Source organism: Paracrocinitomix mangrovi (genome assembly GCF_019740355.2).
GTDB lineage: Bacteria > Bacteroidota > Bacteroidia > Flavobacteriales_D > Crocinitomicaceae > Paracrocinitomix > Paracrocinitomix mangrovi.
Genome location: NZ_CP091819.1, coordinates 3,167,681 through 3,188,540, shown reverse-complemented (window position 1 = coordinate 3,188,540; position 20,860 = coordinate 3,167,681). Strand labels below are relative to the sequence as shown.

Sequence of the window (20,860 nt, the reverse complement as noted above, 5' to 3'; positions counted from 1 at the left end):
TATTACCTTATCAGGGTTGTATTTCCCTTGAGCACTCCCGTGGTGCCATTAAACAACTTATACTCGAGGACCCATGCAAATACGCCGGAATTTTCTTCTCTTCCCAAGAATGTTCCATCCCAACCAATACCCTGATTGTCGCATTCAAATATTTTTTGACCGTATCTATTATAAATGGTCAATGTCATCCTCTCAATTCCGTAACCTTTCACATAAAGCACATCATTGGTTCCATCACCGTTAGGTGAGAAAGCAGAAGGTACATTTATAGCCTCAATAAAGTTTACCAATACCAATACAGTGTCAGTAACAGAACATCCGTTTGTATCTGTAAATGTTACAATAAAATCAGTATCTAAAATTGGATTAGCTTCTGTACTTGAACAAGTATCACATAACACCACATCAGATGGTTCCCAATGATAAGTTCCTTGTCCAAAACCGTAAGAATATAATCCTGCAGTACCACCTAGATCAATTACCGTATCAAGTTGAGCAGTAATACTAGGGCTACCTAAAACCGTTATTACATCTGTAAATACTGAAGTATCTCCACCACCAATAGCAGTTAATTCAACTGTGTAGTTACCAACTCCAGGGAAACAAACCGTTGGATTAGAACTATTTGATGTATTAGGTATTCCTCCTCCACCAAAATCCCATTCATAATAAGATACAGTTCCGGTGGTTTCATTCGTAAATGTTATACAATCTCCAGAACAAATAGTGTTGCTTGAAACAGACCATCCGGCAGTGAGTGTATCACAAGCTTCAACTGTAATTGTAATAACAGCATCTCTTGTACATCCATTGGCATCTGTTCCTGTTACCGTATAAGTAGTAGTTGCTGTTGGAGTAAATGCCGTTCCATCTGTTACTCCATTATCCCATGTGTAGGTTTGTGCACCACTTCCTGTTAATGTTACTTGCTCACCGGTACAAATAGTAGTAGCCGGGCTAGCACTAGCAGTAACACTTGGCGAAGGATTTACTGTAATATATGTAGTCATGGTTTGCGTATCACTTCCTCCATCATCTGTAACGGTCAATGACACGTCATAAGTCCCTGGATTTATATAACAAATTCCTGTTGGATTTTGAGATGTAGAAGAAGTTGTTTGAGCTCCAGTAAATGTCCATGACCATGTAGGATTGGTTCCAACTGTACTCAAATCTGAAAAATCTATACAATCTCCCGCACAAATAGTAGTATTTGTAGTTGAAAAGTCAGCTGTAGGAGGAGTTCCTGTACAACTTGTCATTGTAATAGTAACAGTGGCAGTTGCATCAGGACAAGGAGATGTACCAGTAACGGTATACTCAAAAGTATAAACGTTTCCAGCCGTTAGTCCATTTCCATCCAACACACCCGTTCCAGCTGTAAATTGACCAGAAGGAGTTCCTGATGTTTCTGTCCAAGTTCCACCAGCGTCTTGACCAGATAATACTGTATTTAAATCAAGTGTTGTGTTATTACATAAATTTTGAGCCACGTTAGATCCTGCATTTGCTGAAGCTGTTACAGTTATATAACTCACTTTTGTTTCAGTATCTGTACCATTATCATCTGTAACCGTTAACGAAACCTGATATGAACCAGGTGCCGGATAACATATCGCAGTTGGATTTTGACTGGTTGAATTAGCCGTTGTTGATCCGTTGAAAGTCCATGACCAAGTAGGATTGGTTCCCAACGTACTTGCATCTGTAAAATCAATACAGTTGCCTGCACAAATTGAAACAGAAGAAGCTGTAAAATCAGCTGCCGGCGCTCCTGTAGCCGGAGTAGTAATTTGAATATCATCTACGGCAAAAGATGGGTCAGTTGCAATTCCATCATCTAAATTTTTCCAAACAAAACCTATTCTTAGGTTAGCAATATTTTCACAAGCGGCTGGTAAAGCATAAGTGTTGTTTTGCCATAATCCCTGAGTAAAACCATCACATGCAATACCACCACAACACAAAGAAGTAAGCGGTGTAGCCAATGAAGTCCATGTACCTCCACCATCTGTACTATACATTAACTCACAATAATCATTGGCATTTCCTCCATTACCTATCATATCAAAACTTAAGGTAAGGTTGGTAAATCCTACTGTGCTTATGTTTCCTGATTCGGCTCTACGATCTGTATTGGTTATACCTGCTCCAGTTTCGAAATAAGCAGCCCCTAAATCTCCTCCTGCAAGTGCATCTGCACCCACGTGAAGTGAATTATCAGTGATTACGCAAGCAGTTCCACAAGAACCAGCCGTTTGACCATCCTCCTGACAAGAGATATACCAAACATTTGGATTTGAACCTTCAGCACCAGTAACAGTATTCAAGGCCCAAGTTGCTCCAGAAGTGAAATCTTCACTGTATACAACAGTTTGAGACCAGGAAAAGGCGGCACTTAAGGTTGCCATTACACCTAGTAGTAGATGTTTCATCATGTAATAGTTTTTAGACGCGTTAAAATTAACAATATATTAAAGTAATAGGCCTTTTAAGCTGCAAACTTATCCATGTAGACGCGTTAAAATTACTAAAAGTTGATTTTTATTAGTAATCGGGTGATTAAATTGATTATTTGGTAAAGTAGATTTATGCTTTTTATAACACCGCACAATCATTATCCTATCATATTATAATACCAAATTTGCACAATCTAAATTAATGAACTACTTTTGCCCCTCTAAAATTTGAAATGAATATCTTATGGAAAATAACTTAATTCTGATTCCCATAATAATTTCGGTACTTGGACTACTTTTCATGTTCTTTAAAATGAGCTGGGTAAAAAAGCAAAGCCCTGGTAATGAAAAGATGCAAGAAATCTCACGTAACATTAAAGAGGGAGCTCTAGCGTTTTTAAGTGCAGAATATAAAAAATTATTGATTTTCGTTGTTGTTGCTTCGGCAGCATTGTTCGGAATCTCCGTTTCTGTTGAAACAACACACTGGATGATTGTTCCAGCTTTCATTATTGGTGCAGTTTTCTCTGCTTTAGCGGGAAACATAGGAATGCGTGTAGCTACTGAAGCTAACGCAAGAACTACTGAAGCTGCAAGAACTTCTTTACCACAAGCACTTAAGGTGTCTTTTGGTGGTGGAACAGTAATGGGATTAGGTGTTGCAGGATTAGCAGTACTTGGATTAAGTTTATTCTTCATGGTTTTTGTAAAAATGTTCTTCGTTGGTGAAGGAACTTTTTACAATGAAATGACAATGGTATTAGAGGCGTTGGCCGGTTTCTCTTTAGGAGCTGAATCAATTGCTTTATTTGCAAGAGTTGGTGGAGGTATTTATACTAAAGCGGCTGACGTAGGAGCTGACTTGGTAGGAAAAGTTGAGGCTGGAATTCCAGAAGATGATCCTAGAAACCCTGCAACTATTGCTGATAACGTAGGTGATAACGTAGGTGACGTAGCCGGAATGGGTGCTGACCTTTTTGGATCTTATGTTGCAACCGTACTTGCTTCAATGGTATTAGGAAACTATATCATTAGAGACATGTATGAGGCAGGACAAGTAAATGACGCTTTCTCAGGAATGGGGCCAATTTTATTACCTGTAATGATTGCAGGAGTTGGTATCATTGCTTCAATCATTGGAACTTTCTTAATTAAGATTAAAGATAATAACGCTAAAGAGGCTCAAGTACAAAGAGCTTTAAATGTTGGTAATATTTCATCAATCATCCTTACGGCTATTGCTGTTTTCTTCTTGATTGACTGGATGCTTCCTGAAACTATTAAAGGAATGAAATTCTTTGGTGAAGGAACTAAAGATATTCCAAGCTTAAATGTATTCTTCGCTACTTTAGTAGGATTAGGGGTGGGATACTTGATTTCATACTTCACAGAATATTATACTGCTTTAGGTAAAAAACCAGTTTTAGATATTGTAAAAAACTCATCTACTGGAGCTGCGACTAATATCATTGCCGGTTTAGCTACTGGAATGATTTCTACTTTCTCATCAGTATTATTATTTGCTGCCGCTATTTGGGGATCATATGCATTAGCTGGTTTCTATGGTGTAGCAATCGCGGCTTCTGCAATGATGGCAACAACGGCAATGCAATTAGCTATTGATGCTTTTGGACCAATTGCAGATAATGCAGGTGGTGTTGCTGAAATGTCTGAATTACCTGATGAAGTTAGAGAAAGAACAGATATCCTGGATTCAGTAGGAAACACAACAGCTGCTGTTGGAAAAGGATTTGCTATTGCTTCTGCTGCATTGACAGCTTTGGCTTTATTTGCTGCTTATGTAACATTTACAGGGATTGATGGAATTAATATCTTTAAAGCTCCTGTTTTAGCCGCATTATTTATTGGTGGAATGGTACCTGTAGTATTCTCTGCATTAGCTATGAAATCTGTAGGTAAAGCTGCAATGGCTATGGTAATGGAAGTTAGACGTCAGTTTAAAGAAATTCCAGGCATCATGGAAGGAGAAGCTAAACCTGAATACGGAAAATGCGTTGAGATTTCTACAAGAGCCGCATTAAAAGAAATGATGTTACCAGGTGCTATCACAATTTTATTCCCATTGTTAATTGGTTTAGGAACCGCTCTTATCATGGGTGGTGAAGAAGGTGGAAAATTAGCTGCTGAAGTATTAGGAGGATATATGGCCGGTGTAGCTGTTTCTGGTGTTCTTTGGGCTATTTTCCAAAACAATGCTGGTGGAGCTTGGGATAACGCTAAAAAATCATTTGAAGCAGGTGTTGAAATCAACGGTGAAATGACGTACAAAGGTTCAGAAGCTCACAAAGCTGCAGTAACTGGAGATACTGTTGGTGATCCATTTAAAGATACTTCTGGTCCTTCAATGAACATTCTAATCAAACTTACTTGTTTAGTTGGATTAGTAATTGCTCCAATTTTGGGTGAATTAAGTGGAAATGATCATGGAGGTCACGGACAAAACGAAGATGAAACAGTTGTTGAAGAAACTGAAATTCACACTTCGCAAGCAGATGTGTTTGATGCAACTGAGTTGTTTGAAACTACTGCCGAGTAAGTAAAATATATTGAATTAAAAAGGCGATCTAAATTAGATCGCCTTTTTTAATGTCTTTATGTTCGGAGTTTTAATTAATAGACCAACTAGTTCCTTCTGCTCCATCTTTAACAGAAATACCTGCTTCATTTAATTTATCTCTAATCAAATCAGAAGTATTCCAATCTTTTTGTTCTCTTGCATTCTTTCTTACTTCCAAAATAATCTCCATGGCAACGTCTAATTTATCATTGGCTCCTTCTTGAATTGCATTAACTCCTAAAACATCAAATACAAAACCATGCATTTTTGTTTTTAAGGTTTCCAGATCTTCTTTGGTAATTGTTCCTTGGCCAGACTTAACTTTATTAATATAAGTTGCTGCTTCAAACAAATTAGCAATGAGTATTGAAGTGTTAAAATCATCATCCATTGCATTGTAAAATGAATTTACCAAAGCTTGAACATCTTCAGAACTATTTTCAGCAGTATTTAAAGACTCTAAATCCGCTACAGCAGTCATTAATCTATTATAACCTTTTTCTGCAGCAGATAAGGCTTGAGATGAAAAATCCAAAACACTTCTATAATGTGCTTGCATCATAAAAAACCTAACTACCATAGGATGATAAGCTTTATCCATGAAATTATTATCACCCGTAAATAATTCATACGGCAAAATTGTATTCCCTGTAGATTTACTCATCTTTTGACCATTTAAGGTCAACATGTTTGTATGCAACCAATAATTTACTGGCTTTTTACCATTTGCAGCTGTTCCTTGAGCAACCTCACATTCGTGATGCGGAAACTTAAGATCCATTCCTCCACCGTGTATATCAAAGTTTTCACCAAGATATTTAGTAGACATAGCGGTACACTCAAGGTGCCATCCAGGGAAACCATCACCCCATGGTGAAGGCCAACGCATTATATGTTGAGGAGAAGCTTTCTTCCATAAAGCAAAATCCAAAGGACTTTTTTTCTCGTCTTGCCCATCCAAATCACGGGTACCGGAAATCAAATCTTCAATTTTTCTTCCTGATAACTCGCCGTAATTTTCCTGCTCATTGTATTTCTCAACATCAAAATATACAGAGCCATTACTTTCATAAGCTAATCCTTTTGAAAGTATGTTTTTGGTAATTTCAATTTGCTCTATGATGTGACCTGTTGCGGTAGGTTCAATTGTTGGAGGATGGGCATTAAACAATCCCATAATATCATGAAATCCAACAGTGTACTTCTGCACTATCTCCATTGGTTCCAATTGATCCAACTTTCCTTTACCGCTTAGACTCTCTTCAAGATGTCCTGCATCAGTAATGTTTCGCACATATCTTACCTTGTAACCAGAGTATAGTAGATATCTATAAATCATATCAAAGGAGATAAATGTTCGGCAATTACCTAAATGTACATCACTGTAAACAGTAGGACCACAAACATACATGCCTATTCTTCCTTCTGCAATTGGTTTAAAAACTTCTTTATTACCTGACAGTGTGTTGTATACCTGTAATTTGCTTTCCATAAATCTTATTTGATTCAGATTAATAAATAAAAAAACCCCTGACGAATCCGTCAGGGGTGTAAAATTATTCTTTTTCTATCAATTAAAGTTGTCCGTCTGAGTGATATTTACCATTCTTCCAGATTTCGATTTTCAATAGAATTCCGTCTGAATCGTATTTGTATAACTTACCTTCCCAAAGTTTACCACTTTTGAATTGTCCGTCCATCCACAACTCATCATCAGAATTGTACAATTTGTTGTATCCGTCACGGTTAAATTTCTCTCCGTTTTTAGTTTTTCCAGCAGTTCCGCTTGGTCCACCACCACCGGCAGTTTCATCAGCTACTTGTCCTTTAGGAGGATTCACTCTGTCTTTTTGCTCAGTTTTAGCAACTGATCCATCATCATTGTAAGTGATAATCTCTTTAACATCTCCATTAGGGTAGTATCTTGTACCAGTCCCTACTGTTACTCCATCTTTCTTAGTGAAAACAAACTCAGGTGTACCATCTTCAAAGTAGTAAGCTACCTTTCCGTCTTCTTTACCATCTGCATTGAAAGTTTTTTCCTGAGCAACATTTCCATTCTCATGGTATCTCTTGAAAACTTCTTTTTGTTTTCCTCCAGAGAAAGTACCTTCTTCCATGATACCACCATTCTCGTAGTACTTTTTGTAGGCACCATTTGGTCTGTTATTTTCATACACACCAATTAATCTAGGAGTTTTACCGTCTTTGTGATATTTGATCCATTCTCCGTTCTTTCTGTTGTCTTTGTATGGACCTTCTTCGATTTTCCCTTTTTCAGGGTATCCTTTTTCTGGTTTCATGTGACCCCAAATGGTCCACATGCCTTGTTTCATTCCTTGTTCGTCTGTTTTGTTCGGATATCCTTGAGGGTCTTCTCCTTCTTGTTCAATCATTAACTTGAACGATAAAGGCTTAACCTCAACAACTTCGTTGAAGGATAATCCAGCAATTGGAATTACGAAAGTAAATAGGGCGACAATTCTTTTCATAATAATGCGGGTTGTTTCTTTTCTGTTAGGCAATTTACGAATTATATCATGGGTTTCAATATCAATTCGACAAATCGGTAAAATTTAAAGATAAAAAAAACTTTAAAATAGATTAGGCAATTTTCGAATAAAATATTTCAACTACACACTTACGTTATCAAACATAATCTGTGCCAAGTCGTTAATATCAAATTTAGCTTTCCAGCCCCAATCCTCTGCAGCCTTAGAATCATCAATACTTCCAGGCCATGAGTCTGCAATTTTTTGTCTAAAATCCGGTTGATATTCTATTTCAAAATCAGGTCTCAATCGTTTTACCGCATTAAAAATTTCTTCAGGGGTAAAAGACATACCCGCAATATTGTACGACGAACGCACTTTGACCTTTTCAGCTGGCGCTTCCATCAAATCAATAGTAGCCCTAATAGCATCTTCCATATACATCATTGGAAGTGGAGTGTCTGCCTTTAAAAAACATGAAAATTTCTCTCCTTTTTTTGCAGAATAAAAAATGTCTACTGCATAATCGGTAGTTCCTCCTCCAGGTAAACTTGCATAACTGATTAAACCGGGATATCTAATACTCCTTACGTCTACATTATAGTTCTTTGCGTAATACTCACACCAACGTTCACCTGCCAGTTTTGAAATGCCATAAACTGTAGTTGGTTCCATGATGGTAAATTGTGGCGTATTGTGCTTTGGTGTTGACGGGCCAAATACGGCTATTGAACTAGGCCAAAATACCTTATTTATTTTACCTTCTTTTGCTAAATTCAAGACATTGAATAATCCTATCATATTCAAATCCCAGGCGAACTTTGGATTTTTTTCAGCTGTAGCAGATAATAATGCCGCCAACAGATAAATTTCGTTGATCCCGTGTTTATCTACAATGGCCGTTAATTTCTCCATATCCATGACATCAAGCACCTCAAATGGACCCGAATCATCATTACTTACTTCTTTTATATCAGAAGCTACAACGGCATCATTTCCAAACTTTTCTCTTAGTGCAGTAACCAATTCGGTACCGATTTGTCCAGATGAACCTATCACTAAAATTTTCTTCATGAATTATATTTTTTGAGCAGAGGGTAAATTTAGGTATAGTTCCTACCACAAAGGAGGAGGGACAAAAATAATTTTTATTTAATAGGATCACTGACAAATATCATATAAATAATGCCCAGTTTTTAAGTATCTTTGTTAGAATAGCAGATAAAAGTGATATAAATGATATCAGGAACTTTTGAACATTTATTGGAATTATTGAAGTTCTTAATCAAGAGAAACCCGGAATGACTACTCTGTCGTTTGCGAAGAAATTTCTATTATTCATTTTAACACAATATTATGCCGATATATCATAAACTGGGGAAAATCCCTCATAAAAGACATACAGTTTACAGAAAAGAAGATGGTTCACTTTTTCATGAACAGCTTTTCGGAACAATTGGTTTTGATGGAATGTCATCCTTAATGTACCATCACTATCCTCCTACTCTTGTAAAAGAGATTTTGGGGCAAAAAGATGTTACACCTAAGGTAGCAGTAGCTAAAAACATGAAGATGACTAGTCTTCAAGGTTATAATGTTCCTCAAATTGACGACTACATTGAAAGTCGTAAAACTGTTTTAATGAACAGTGACTGCAAAATTGTTTTGTCTGCACCTAAAAAATCAACAACCGGATACTTCTATAAAAATGCTGATGCTGATGAAGTAATTTTCATTCATAAGGGATCAGGTAAGCTTAAAACACAATTGGGAAACATTCCTTTTTCTTATGGAGATTACCTGGTAGTACCAAGGGGGATGATTTACCAACTGCATTTTGATGATGAAGACAACAGGTTATTTATAGTTGAATCAACCTCTCCTATTTATACTCCTAAACGATACAGAAACTGGTTTGGACAATTATTGGAACACTCTCCATTTTGCGAAAGAGATATCCGTCCTCCGGTAGAATTGGAAACATTTGATGAAAAAGGTGAATTCCTTGTAAAAATTAAAAAGGAAGACATTTTGTACGATTACGTATATGAGTCGCATCCTTTTGACATTGTTGGATGGGATGGATATAATTATCCTTACGCGTTTTCAATTCATGATTTCGAGCCAATAACCGGAAGAGTGCATTTGCCACCACCTATTCATCAAACATTTGAATGTGCAGGTTTTGTAATTTGCTCTTTTGTGCCAAGGTTATATGATTATCATCCGGATGCTATACCGGCACCATATAATCACAGTAATATAGACTCTGATGAAGTTTTATATTATGTAGATGGAGATTTCATGAGTAGAAATAACATCCAAAAAGGTCAAATCACATTGCACCCGGCGGGAATTCCACATGGACCACATCCTGGAACTTACGAAGGATCTATTGGAAAAAAAGAAACCTTGGAACTGGCAGTAATGGTTGATACATTTAAACCATTAATGATCTGTGAGGATGCAATAAATATTGAAGTAAAAGATTACTATAAATCATGGCTACACTAAGCCAAATCAATTAACAATTAACAAATGGCAATATTCAATGAACATAACAGAAATATTGAAATTGCTATAAATTGTTTATTGATAATTGACAATTATAAAATTGAAAATTATGAGTGATAATAAAGGATTAAAATCTGTTGATTACGGATTAGAGAAAATATTTGAAGGAGCACAAGATTTTTTACCATTGTTGGGTACTGATTACGTTGAATTATATGTAGGAAATGCCAAACAAGCAGCACATTTTTACAAAACTGCATTTGGATTTCAATCTTATGCATACAAAGGATTAGAAACTGGAAGTAAAGACCAGGTTTCTTATGTTGTTAAGCAAGATAAAATTAGACTTGTATTAACTACACCATTAAATTCTAAAAACCCAATCAATGAGCATATTGTTAAACACGGAGATGGTGTTAAGGTAATTGCTTTATGGGTGGATGATGCAACTAGTGCCTGGAAAGAAACTACCTCTAGAGGTGCTAAATCTTTCATGGAACCTACTGTTGAAAAAGATGAAAATGGTGAGATTGTAAGAGCTGGAATCTATACTTATGGTGAAACAGTACACATGTTTGTAGAAAGAAAAAACTACAACGGAATATTTATGCCTGGCTTTGTTTCATGGGAATCTGAGTATAATCCTGAACCTCTTGGATTAAAATATATCGACCATATGGTTGGTAATGTAGGTTGGGGAGAAATGAACCAATGGGTTAAATGGTACGAAGATGTAATGGGATTTGAAAATTTCCTTTCTTTTGATGACAAACAAATACATACTGAATACTCTGCTCTTATGAGTAAAGTAATGAGTAATGGTAATGGTAGAATTAAATTCCCTATCAACGAACCTGCAGAAGGAAAGAAAAAATCTCAGATTGAAGAATATCTTGATTTTTATGAAGGACCCGGATGCCAACATATAGCTGTTGCTACAGATGATATAATTTCAACTGTAAAAGGAATGAGAGCAAGAGGTGTAGAATTCCTTTCCACTCCGCCTGATACTTATTATGAAGAAGTACCCGGAAGATTAGGGGCACACAATCATGAACTTGCTGAAGATATTGAAATATTAAAAAGCCTTGGTATTATGATTGATGCAGATGAAGAAGGCTATTTGTTACAAATCTTTACAAAACCTGTTGAAGATAGACCAACCATGTTCTTTGAAATTATCCAAAGAATGGGAGCTAGAGGTTTTGGTGCAGGTAACTTTAAGGCGTTATTCGAATCTATCGAACGTGAACAAGAAAAAAGAGGTACACTCTAAGAATAATAAAGAATAAAAAAAGGGGAGCAATTAAATTGCTCCCCTTTTTGTTTAATCAATTGTTATCTAAATTACTTTGCAACAATGTTTGCATTGAACCAGATGTTTGTGTTATGCCACTCAGCTTCTGGTTTTTCAGCTCTCTCTGTTTGGAAAAATGGTAACTGTACCATGTCTACAGAAAAATCTGATACTGCAACAGCTCCTTCGCTAACAGTAACTGGAGCTTCAACAGCCATTTCCATTCCAACAACACTTAAAGTACCGTAAACGACACCATCTTCATGCTTGTTAAATGTAAAAGTTGTAGATCCATAATTTTCAATATCAAAGAAATCAGCAGTCTGTAAATGTCCTGTTAATTTCTCGCTATCAGAAGTCATTGATCCCATATCAACTGACATAGCAGCAGCAGTAACTTTATCACCTTCTACAGTATAAGTTCCTTCTTTGATAGCAATAGTTCCTGTATGACCTTTTTCTTCGCCATCCATTGCCCACCAATTAATTGTTGAAGCTTCTGCATCAATTGTGTTTTCTACAGCAACTACTTCCTCAGTAGTTTCAGTATTTTCAGTTCCTTCTTCAGTGTTTTCTTCTGATTCACCACCGCAAGCTACTAAACTGAAAGCCATTGCAAATGCAGCAAATCCATAAATAAATCTTTTTTTCATTACTTAACTTTTTATTTGTGAGGGACAAATCTAAAAAATACCTAAATAATTCTATATATGTTTAAACAAATATTTTTAAAAAAACTTTTATTCCTACTTTTAACCCATGGCTAAAAGTCGCGAGAATAAAAGAGGAGTTCAGACAGCATATGTCTCCACTATTGTTGGAATCGTATTGGTATTATTCTTTATGGGAATAGCCGCATGGCTCGCCTTAGGATTCAATCATTTAAAGAACTCTAAGATTGAGAGCTACGAAGTATCGCTTTACTTCAATGAAACAGTTAATGATTTGGAATTAAAGATGATCGAAACTGAAATAGCCGCCAAAGATTACACTTCAAAAGCTTTTTATCGATCTGCAGATGACGCTTTAGCTATTTATAGAGAAGAAGTGGATGAAGATATAGACCTAAGCATTATAGATGGAGAAAATCCATTAGATCAGCATATTGTAATGTCTTTGAAAAAAGATTTTTTCTCAATTGAGCAAATGCAACAGATTGAAAAAGAGTTGATGACTGAATACAATGGACGCATCAAAGAAGTTATCTATCAAGAGGAAATATTTGAGAATTATGGCAAAAATCTTCAAAAGCCTATCTATTTCATCTCTGTTATTGGAATTTTACTATTAATTATCTCAATTGGATTAATCAACAACACCATTAGACTTGCCTTATTCTCCAAAAGATTCTTAATTAAAACAATGCAATTGGTTGGTGCCACTCCTAGATTTATTCAAAGACCATTTTTTATGGCTGCAATAGGTCAAGGATTGTTATCAGGATTAATTGCCGGATGTTTACTATTGGGATTGATCTATGTAATTGAAAAAAATTACCCGATTATTCTTGAAATGACTAATGTAGGTCACTTTTATATTGTATTTGCCATCTTGATTTTATTTGGTGTATTAATAACAGTTGTTAGTACTCAATTGGCATTGAGAAAGTACTTAAGACTTGACCTTGATAACTTATATTAATTAAATTTGCCCTCATGAGCACAGAAAACAATTTCGTATTTGGAAAACAAAACATCATGCTTCTTATCATTGGTGTAATTGTAGCATTCCTTGGTTTCATCTTAATGATGGGTGGAGGATCTGAAGATCCTAATGTCTTTAATGAAGATGAAATGTTTAGCTGGACTAGAATCACTCTTGCTCCTATTTTAGTTATTGGAGGATATGTTGTTGTGATCGTTGGGATCATGAAGAAAAACAAATCTTAACATCTTTCAATGAGCATATTAGAAGCCATTGTTCTTGGTGTAATTCAAGGGCTTACTGAATTTTTACCAGTAAGTAGCAGTGGTCATCTAGTTTTGGCCAATTCAGTTTTAGATAATGACCTGGATCCGGACAAAAGCATGTTGATGACAGTGGTACTTCATTTTGCCACAGCTTGCAGTACCGTTGTAATATTCAGAAAAGAATTACTCATCATCTTTAAAGGATTGTTTCAGTTTAAATGGAATGATGAAGCAAAGTTTTCTGTTAAAATCATTCTTTCAATGATTCCAGCTGTTTTAGTTGGTTTATTTCTTGAAGATCAAATCGAATCTTTTTTTAATGGTAATGTTTTATTAGTGGGATGTATGCTTCTGGTAACAGGTTTACTTCTGTTTTTGGCAGATAAGGCAAAAAACACAGAAAAACAAGTAGGTTTTTCAGCAGCACTGATAATCGGATTATCTCAAGCTATTGCAATTTTACCGGGTATTTCAAGATCTGGCGCCACAATTTCAACTGCGGTTTTACTGGGTATTGACAGAGATAAATCGGCAAGATTTTCATTCTTAATGGTAGTGCCTTTGATATTTGGATTGATGGCCAAAGACATGATGAGTGATAAAATCGCATTTGACACTGCAGATTTTGCTCCACTTGCGGTAGGATTTATCGTAGCATTTGTAACCGGTCTTTTAGCATGTAATTGGATGATTGCATTGGTTAAAAAAGCACAACTAAAATATTTTTCTTTTTACTGTTTTCTAGTTGGAATTGGAGCAATGGTATATGCCGTTATCAATGGATAATCAAGCAAGTAAATACAATTTTATTGAAGGTGAAGTACTGTTGGTTAACAAACCTTTAGAATGGACTTCATTTGATGTTGTCAATAAACTAAGGTACACCATCAAACACAAAATTGGAGTTAAAAAAATTAAAGTTGGTCATGCAGGTACACTTGATCCATTAGCAGATGGATTATTAATTATTTGCACTGGTAAAAAAACCAAAACCATTGAATCACTTATGGGGATGGAAAAAGTGTATTCCGGAATTATCAGACTTGGCTCAACCACACCATCATATGACCTGGAAACAGAAATAAATGAACATTTTGACACAGCTCACATTACTGAAGAAATAATTCGTCAAACAGCAAAGTCAATGGAAGGATTTCAAGACCAATATCCTCCTATTTTTTCAGCAAAAAAAGTGCAGGGCAAAAAAGCATATGATTTTGCTAGAAAAGGACAAGATGTTGAACTAAAACCTAAGGAAATAGAAATCTCAAAGTTTGACATTGTTAAGGTTGATGGTAATGACGTTCATTTTATGATCACCTGTTCTAAAGGAACATATATCAGATCAATCGCTCACGATTTTGGAAAAAAATTAGATTCCGGGGGACATCTAGCTGCCTTAAGAAGAGAAGCCATTGGAGAATACAAATTAGATGGAGCCATGAACGTTGAAGAATGGTTAGAGGTCATCAAAGAGAATTAGAGAATCAAACCGTTATCCATCAAATTATCTTTAGAATAAAATCTTTGCTATTTGTTTAGCCTTATCTTTGTACTAATGGTAACCGTACGTGAAATAAAAGCCAATGTCGCTTCAGAAATGGAAATCTTTGAGCAAAAGTTCAAAGCTTCTATGAAGTCTGAAGTTGCATTATTGGACAAAATAACGCACTACATCATTAAAAGAAAAGGTAAACAAATGCGACCTATGTTCGTGTTTTTAACTGCCAAAACAATCAACGGAAAAGTTGAAGAATCTACCTACACAGCAGCATCCTTAATTGAATTATTACATACCGCAACGCTTGTACATGATGATGTAGTTGATGATGCAAATGAAAGAAGAGGATTTTTCTCTGTCAATGCACTTTGGAAAAATAAAATTGCGGTTTTAGTTGGTGATTATCTATTAGCAAGAGGACTATTAATGTCAGTAGACAACAAAGAATTCCAAATTTTAAAAATCGTTTCTACGGCAGTTAGAGAAATGAGTGAAGGGGAATTATTGCAAATAGAAAAAGCTAGAAGATTAGACATTACAGAAGAAGTATATTTTGATATAATTAGACAAAAAACGGCTTCATTAATCGCGAGTTGTTGTGCAGCTGGTGCAGCATCTGTTTCTGATGACCCGGCAATGGTAAGCAAATGGAAAAAATTTGGTGAATTGGTAGGAATCGCCTTTCAAATTAAGGACGATATTTTTGACTACGGTGATGCTGAAAAGATTGGAAAACCAACAGGAAATGACATTAGAGAGCGTAAAATGACTTTACCGCTAATTTATACTTTAAATAATGCCAGTCCTACAGATCGTAAAAAGCTCATCAACATTGTAAAAAAACACAATGAGAAGCGTAAATATGTGAAAGAAGCAATACAAATGGTTATTGCATCCGGAGGAGTAAAATACGCTCATGAAAGAATGATGGAAATTAAAAAACAAGCGCTTGATGTAATTGCTGACGTTGAAGATAATGACGCAAAAAGGGCACTTGTTGGACTTGTAGAATATACAGTAAACAGAGATAAATAATAAAAATGAGAACATTTAGCTGGCTATTAATTTCATTACTTTTTGTTGCTTGCTCTGGTAATGAAGAAAATCACGAAGAGAATAACGACCAGAATAATTCTGAAGAAATCAATCAAACAACTGAAAATTCAGAAATTCAATCAGAAGTACCTAAAGATGTTTACCAAGAGTTTCATCCTAATGGTCAACTTTCAATAGAAGGAAAACTCAATGAAAATGGTAATCGCGAAGGACTTTGGGTATCTTACTATGACAATGGAACCAAATGGAGCGAATCATATTATTCTGATGGAATCAAAGAAGGACATTCATTAACTTTCTTCCCAAATGGAAAGGTTAGATATGTTGGTGAATACAAAGCCGACAAAAAAACCGGTTTGTGGAAATTCTATGATGAAGAAGGAAATCTTTCAAAAGAGGAAAACTTCTAGCCTTTTAGCAAACTTTCCACCTTTCATAATCGTCTTGTTTATACCAAACAATAATTGGCTACTACCGTACAAAGAATTATTAGGCTCAATGCACTGATAATTAGTATCTTTAATTCCAATTGCTGTTTGGTAAGATATTTGTAATAGAAACTTAACCCAACTTCAGTTTTTGAAAGTTTTAGGTGGCAGTTTAGCTATCGGGATCAAGAATTGAAAAATGAAACGAATTGTATTACTTCTCATAGTATTGTTAGCTGGGCAACAAATGTTTGCTCAGGATGACATCTGGATACATCCTAATAGAGGACAATGGGATAATCATGTTTCATACAAAATCAATTTACCGTCCGGATTTATGTATCTGGAAAAAAATGGATTTACTTACGACCTCAACAATTCTGGGGAAATTTACGATCATAGCCATGAGAATCACCCTGCCGAACCTTTTAAAGGACACGTGGTTAAGACAACATTCATAGGAGCTAATCCTCAGCCAATTTTTGAGGAATCCAAACAGGCTACTTTTTATGAAAATTACTTCTTGGGCAATGATAGCACTAAGTGGAAGTCAAACATCTATCCTTGTGGTAAAGTTGACTACATAAGTCTTTACAACGGGATCAATCTCTCTTTATACGAGAAAAATTCAACCTTAAAATATGATTTTACTATTCAACCAAACGTTGATCCTTCAGTCATTCAGGTTGCATATCAAGGTCAAGATAATTTATCTATCAATGAAGATGGAGAGTTAGTAATTGCAACTTCCATGGGAACCATTACTGAAAGTAAACCATTTGCCTTTCAGATAGTCAATGGGTTAAGACAAAAAGTAAGTTGTGAATATCAATTGCATGGCAATCAAATGCAATTTATTTTTCCTGAAGGATACGATACAAGTGAAGTACTAGTAATTGATCCACAACTTGCCTTTTCTACTTTTACAGGTTCACAAGCAGATAACTGGGGAATGACAGCTTGCCCGGATGCAAACAAAAATCTAGTAGCCGGTGGAATCGTTTTTGGGTCTTTGTATCCGACAACTGCCGGAGCTTATGACACCGGTTGGAATTCAGGACAACAAGATGTTGTTTTAACCAAGTTCAATGCCAGCGGAACAGGCTTAATATTCTCAACTTTTTTAGGTGGTAACGGAAGTGAAACTCCTCACAGTATCATTTCAAATGCAAATAACGACCTATTGGTAATGGGAGCCACTTCGTCAACCAACTTTCCTGTATCAGGATCTGCTTTTCAATCGTCTCATGATGGAGGTGCAAGTATGGTAATTGATGGTATTCAGTTTACTGGTGGATCAGATATTTACATTACCAGACTTTCAGGAAACGGAGCCAATCTATTGGGTAGCACTTATTATGGTGGATCAGGTACTGATGGAATCTCCAATTCAGGGTCATCAATAGCTTTTAATTATGGAGATCAATTAAGAGGTGAAATCATGGTGGATGACGCTTTGAACGTTTATATCTGCTCAAGTACAACCTCAACAAATATTGAAATACAAGGAGGAAATCAAACTTCTTTATCCGGAACTCAAGACGCGATAATTGCGAAATTCAACCCTACCCTAAGTTCATTGATATGGAGTACATATCTTGGAGGTTCTTCACTTGAATCAGGGAACAGTATCCAATTAAGTTCAACAGGCGATATTTATGTGGCAGGAGGAACTACAAGTAGCAACTTCCCCTACACATCAGGACAGGCATGGCCAAGTTTTCAAGGTGGATCAACAGATGGATATGTCGCAAAATTTAATGCGCCTAACTACAACAATCCTAAGTCATCTTATGTTGGAACCGGGGATTATGATCAAGCATACTTTGTGCAGTTGGACCCTGATGACAATGTCTACTTATATGGTCAAACCAAAGGAAGTTATGCTATTTCATCAGGAGTTTATGGTAACGCCAATAGCGGTCAATTTATTCAAAAACTCAACAACACATTAACCACTTCTATGTGGACAAGTACATTTGGTGCAAGTTCAGGTGATGAAGAATTATCACCTACGGCCTTTCTTGTTTCTGACTGTTATGAAATATACATTGCAGGTTGGGGTGGAGTAACCAATTCTTCTAATTCTTCTGCAATCAACAGTTCAAGTAGCGGTATGCCGATTACAAGTGATGCATACCAGGCAACAACTTCAGGGAGTAATTTTTATTTAGCTCTATTTGAACAAGATATGGCCAGTCTTAAGTATTCAACTTATATGGGGAGTCAAAATGGTTCTAATGATCACGTAGATGGCGGAACTTCAAGATTTGATAAAGAAGGAGGAGTCTATCATGCTGTATGTGCTGCATGTGGGGGAAATTCAAGTGGATTTCCTACTACGCCCGGAGTATATTCTCAAACAAACAACTCCAGCAACTGTAATATGGCTGCATTTTTATTTGAATTATCAAAAATTGAGGCCACTTTAAGTGCGGCTAATCCCGTAGTATGTATACCTGACCCGGTTAATTTTATAAATGATTCTCAAAACGGTAATCAATATTTCTGGGATTTTGGAGACGGAAGTATTTCTACAGATTTTCAACCTACTCACTTTTATCAAAACCCGGGAGATTATACAGTAATGCTAATTGTTTCAGATGCATCCGGTTGTTATGAGCCAGACACGGCATATTTGGATGTAACTATTCAATTATTACAAGCTCAGGCCGGCACATTACAGGATACTATTTGTCCCGGAACTTCTGTTCAGTTATTTGCTAATGGTGGTGACACATACAGCTGGGGACCACCGGATGTTTTAGACAACCCAAATAGTGCAAATCCAGTTGCTACAATTTATGAGGAAACCACATTTATAGTTGATGTAACAAGTGTTTGTGGAAGCAGTCAGGTTGAAGTAATCGTTTCAGTGTATGATACACATGCTGAAGCATCTCCTGATACGGCAATTTGTATTGGAGAAACAGCTCCTTTATGGGCTAGCGGAGGTATTTCATATAGTTGGACGCCATCAGGAAGTTTGGATAATGCATCTAGCGCAACACCAATAGCCTCACCAAACTCAACAACAGACTATATTGTAACAGTCACCACACAAGAAGGCTGTATTTTAAAGGATACTACGCAAGTATGGGTTGATCTTGATTTACCTTTTCCTATCCTGGATGATCAAATATACTTATGTAAAGGAGCTAGCGAGCAGCTTTTAATAACAGGAGGAACTTCATACATATGGTCTCCTAATTATAATATTAGTAGCACTACTGTCGATAATCCAATTGTTAATCCATTGGTGGATACAACATACTATGTAGATGCTATTAATGCATGTGGTATAACTCCAGATTCGATTTTTGTAGATGTAATTGAAGTAATAGCTGAAGCCAATCCTGACACAACTGTTTGTCCAGGTGAATCTGCTATTTTATCAGCAAGTGGTGGTGTTAGTTACTCATGGTCCCCTTCTGCTAATTTAACTGGGTCACAAAGTGCTACAACTGTTGCTACTCCACCTGTAAGTACACAATACCGAGTAATTGTTACGGATCAATATGGATGTAAGGATACTGCTTTTACAAACGTATTTCTGTTCCCTACTCCTTCAATACAAGTTTCTCCTCCTGTTTATGCTGTATTACAAGATACCATACATATATGGGCACAAGGAAATGGAGATATTGTCTGGTCTCCTGATTACAATATTTCTTGCTTAGATTGTGTGGATCCATATGTATGGCCAGAAACTCATTACGTTTATACTGCAACAATCACAGATGCAAATGGCTGTACAAATTGGGCAAATGTTCCTATCTACTTTGATCCATTAATTTACATTCCAAATGCATTTACACCTAACGGGGATGGCATTAACCCATACTTTAAAGCAGAAGTATTGAATGTAATAGATTTTGAAATGTTGATTTTCAACAGATGGGGTGAATTAATTAAAACTTTGAACTCAGCTGATGAATACTGGGATGGAACCTATCATGGTGTATTGGTAAAAGATGATGTATATATCTGGCAGGTTAGATATATTGATATCAATAACGACCCTCATACATTAAGAGGGCACGTTACCGTATTAAAATAGTTTAGTCAACAAATCTTGGATCTACTTCCATAACATGACCGCACTTATCACAAGTACGAAGATCCTCAGAAGTATAGAATTCTTTAAATCTAGGTTGAAAATCCTTCTCTACATTATTTAATTCAAAATACGTAGCGTGTAATTGATTATTACATTCATCACAAAACCACATCAAACCGTCTTTAAAGTCTGTACCTTTTCTTACTCTCTCAACTACCAAGCCAACAGAGTTTGCAGGACGTACAGGATTATGAGGGATTTTTGCCGGCAATAAGAACATATCACCTGCCTTTATCTCCACCTTTTTGGCTTCACCATTTTCTTGAATTGTTACAACGATATCACCTTCTAATTGATAGAACAATTCTTCAGTTTCATTATAATGATAATCTTTTCTAGCATTTGGTCCACCAACTATCATCACAATGTAATCATCTGCTTCAGTATATAGATTTTTATTAGATACAGGAGGTTTTAATAAATCTCTGTTATCATCAATCCATTTCTTCAAATTAAAAGGGGGTGCTATAGCCATGATTTAAAATTTTGGTTCAATTTACTAAAA

The 20,860-nt window shown here is 36.0% G+C and carries 15 protein-coding genes and 1 pseudogene; 10 read left to right on the top strand and 6 right to left on the bottom strand.

The window, feature by feature from the left end; all coding sequences use genetic code 11:
- Positions 1–2 precede the first annotated feature (2 nt).
- The gene (locus K6119_RS14355) at positions 3–2,438 is read right to left on the bottom strand and encodes a PKD domain-containing protein (protein ID WP_237828025.1); all 2,436 of its coding nucleotides are present in this window, start codon (positions 2,436–2,438) and stop codon (positions 3–5) included.
- Positions 2,439–2,703: 265 nt separating this feature from the next.
- Between K6119_RS14355 and K6119_RS14350 the strand changes: the two are divergent.
- Positions 2,704–4,944 (top strand): annotated as a pseudogene (locus K6119_RS14350) (sodium-translocating pyrophosphatase); the annotation flags it as partial.
- A gap of 142 nt (positions 4,945–5,086) precedes the next feature.
- Here the strand turns inward: K6119_RS14350 and cysS are convergent.
- From cysS to K6119_RS14335, 3 genes are all read right to left on the bottom strand, one after another.
- The gene (gene cysS / locus K6119_RS14345; protein WP_221832790.1) at positions 5,087–6,529 is read right to left on the bottom strand and encodes a cysteine--tRNA ligase; all 1,443 of its coding nucleotides are present in this window, start codon (positions 6,527–6,529) and stop codon (positions 5,087–5,089) included.
- A gap of 82 nt (positions 6,530–6,611) precedes the next feature.
- On the bottom strand, positions 6,612–7,529 hold the full coding sequence (locus K6119_RS14340; RefSeq protein ID WP_221832788.1) for a toxin-antitoxin system YwqK family antitoxin: 918 nt from the start codon (positions 7,527–7,529) through the stop codon (positions 6,612–6,614).
- 141 nt (positions 7,530–7,670) lie between these two features.
- Positions 7,671–8,603 (bottom strand): NAD-dependent epimerase/dehydratase family protein, encoded by a 933-nt coding sequence (locus tag K6119_RS14335; protein WP_221832785.1) that lies wholly within the window; start codon positions 8,601–8,603, stop codon positions 7,671–7,673.
- Positions 8,604–8,885: 282 nt separating this feature from the next.
- On the opposite strand from K6119_RS14335, the gene K6119_RS14330 reads away from it, so the two are divergent.
- Entirely contained in the window at positions 8,886–10,043 is a 1,158-nt protein-coding gene (locus K6119_RS14330; protein WP_221832783.1) for a homogentisate 1,2-dioxygenase, read from the top strand.
- Between the two features lie 109 nt (positions 10,044–10,152).
- A complete protein-coding gene (gene hppD / locus K6119_RS14325; RefSeq protein WP_221832782.1) occupies positions 10,153–11,319 on the top strand; it encodes a 4-hydroxyphenylpyruvate dioxygenase in 1,167 nt (388 codons plus the stop codon).
- A gap of 71 nt (positions 11,320–11,390) precedes the next feature.
- Here hppD and K6119_RS14320 read toward each other — a convergent pair whose 3' ends face one another.
- Positions 11,391–11,993, bottom strand: a complete 603-nt coding sequence (locus tag K6119_RS14320) for a YceI family protein (RefSeq protein WP_221832781.1) — start codon at positions 11,991–11,993, stop codon at positions 11,391–11,393.
- Positions 11,994–12,099: 106 nt separating this feature from the next.
- Between K6119_RS14320 and K6119_RS14315 the strand changes: the two genes are divergently transcribed.
- From K6119_RS14315 to K6119_RS14285, 7 genes are all read left to right on the top strand, one after another.
- Entirely contained in the window at positions 12,100–12,981 is an 882-nt protein-coding gene (locus K6119_RS14315) for a cell division protein FtsX (RefSeq protein ID WP_221832780.1), read from the top strand.
- 14 nt (positions 12,982–12,995) lie between these two features.
- Positions 12,996–13,229, top strand: a complete 234-nt coding sequence (locus K6119_RS14310) for a DUF3098 domain-containing protein (protein ID WP_221832779.1) — start codon at positions 12,996–12,998, stop codon at positions 13,227–13,229.
- A gap of 9 nt (positions 13,230–13,238) precedes the next feature.
- Positions 13,239–14,036: an undecaprenyl-diphosphate phosphatase gene (locus K6119_RS14305; RefSeq protein WP_221832778.1), complete on the top strand. Its 798-nt coding sequence runs from the start codon at positions 13,239–13,241 to the stop codon at positions 14,034–14,036.
- A complete protein-coding gene (gene truB / locus K6119_RS14300; RefSeq protein ID WP_221832777.1) occupies positions 14,029–14,733 on the top strand; it encodes a tRNA pseudouridine(55) synthase TruB in 705 nt (234 codons plus the stop codon). Before K6119_RS14305 ends, truB begins: the two co-directional genes overlap by 8 nt.
- Positions 14,734–14,808: 75 nt before the next feature.
- Positions 14,809–15,786 (top strand): polyprenyl synthetase family protein, encoded by a 978-nt coding sequence (locus tag K6119_RS14295; RefSeq protein WP_221832775.1) that lies wholly within the window; start codon positions 14,809–14,811, stop codon positions 15,784–15,786.
- Positions 15,787–15,791: 5 nt separating this feature from the next.
- On the top strand, positions 15,792–16,217 hold the full coding sequence (locus K6119_RS14290) for a toxin-antitoxin system YwqK family antitoxin (protein WP_221832774.1): 426 nt from the start codon (positions 15,792–15,794) through the stop codon (positions 16,215–16,217).
- A gap of 217 nt (positions 16,218–16,434) precedes the next feature.
- Complete coding sequence (locus K6119_RS14285; RefSeq protein WP_221832771.1) at positions 16,435–20,295, top strand: DUF7948 domain-containing protein; 3,861 nt, start codon at positions 16,435–16,437, stop codon at positions 20,293–20,295.
- Position 20,296: 1 nt separating this feature from the next.
- On the opposite strand, the gene K6119_RS14280 is transcribed toward K6119_RS14285, so the two are convergent.
- A complete protein-coding gene (locus K6119_RS14280; RefSeq protein WP_221832769.1) occupies positions 20,297–20,830 on the bottom strand; it encodes a 3-hydroxyanthranilate 3,4-dioxygenase in 534 nt (177 codons plus the stop codon).
- Positions 20,831–20,860: the final 30 nt, after the last annotated feature.

What these genes read in the sequence shown, in the direction of transcription:
- truB (WP_221832777.1), top strand. Translation starts at nt 14,029, where the DNA reads ATGGATAATCAAGCAAGTAAATACAATTTTATTGAAGGTGAAGTACTG.
- K6119_RS14310 (WP_221832779.1), top strand. Translation starts at nt 12,996, where the DNA reads ATGAGCACAGAAAACAATTTCGTATTTGGAAAACAAAACATCATGCTT.
- cysS (WP_221832790.1), bottom strand. Translation starts at nt 6,529, where the DNA reads ATGGAAAGCAAATTACAGGTATACAACACACTGTCAGGTAATAAAGAA.
- K6119_RS14285 (WP_221832771.1), top strand. Translation starts at nt 16,435, where the DNA reads ATGAAACGAATTGTATTACTTCTCATAGTATTGTTAGCTGGGCAACAA.
- K6119_RS14305 (WP_221832778.1), top strand. Translation starts at nt 13,239, where the DNA reads ATGAGCATATTAGAAGCCATTGTTCTTGGTGTAATTCAAGGGCTTACT.
- K6119_RS14355 (WP_237828025.1), bottom strand. Translation starts at nt 2,438, where the DNA reads ATGATGAAACATCTACTACTAGGTGTAATGGCAACCTTAAGTGCCGCC.
- K6119_RS14320 (WP_221832781.1), bottom strand. Translation starts at nt 11,993, where the DNA reads ATGAAAAAAAGATTTATTTATGGATTTGCTGCATTTGCAATGGCTTTC.
- K6119_RS14280 (WP_221832769.1), bottom strand. Translation starts at nt 20,830, where the DNA reads ATGGCTATAGCACCCCCTTTTAATTTGAAGAAATGGATTGATGATAAC.
- hppD (WP_221832782.1), top strand. Translation starts at nt 10,153, where the DNA reads ATGAGTGATAATAAAGGATTAAAATCTGTTGATTACGGATTAGAGAAA.
- K6119_RS14335 (WP_221832785.1), bottom strand. Translation starts at nt 8,603, where the DNA reads ATGAAGAAAATTTTAGTGATAGGTTCATCTGGACAAATCGGTACCGAA.
- K6119_RS14340 (WP_221832788.1), bottom strand. Translation starts at nt 7,529, where the DNA reads ATGAAAAGAATTGTCGCCCTATTTACTTTCGTAATTCCAATTGCTGGA.
- K6119_RS14295 (WP_221832775.1), top strand. Translation starts at nt 14,809, where the DNA reads ATGGTAACCGTACGTGAAATAAAAGCCAATGTCGCTTCAGAAATGGAA.
- K6119_RS14290 (WP_221832774.1), top strand. Translation starts at nt 15,792, where the DNA reads ATGAGAACATTTAGCTGGCTATTAATTTCATTACTTTTTGTTGCTTGC.
- K6119_RS14330 (WP_221832783.1), top strand. Translation starts at nt 8,886, where the DNA reads ATGCCGATATATCATAAACTGGGGAAAATCCCTCATAAAAGACATACA.
- K6119_RS14315 (WP_221832780.1), top strand. Translation starts at nt 12,100, where the DNA reads ATGGCTAAAAGTCGCGAGAATAAAAGAGGAGTTCAGACAGCATATGTC.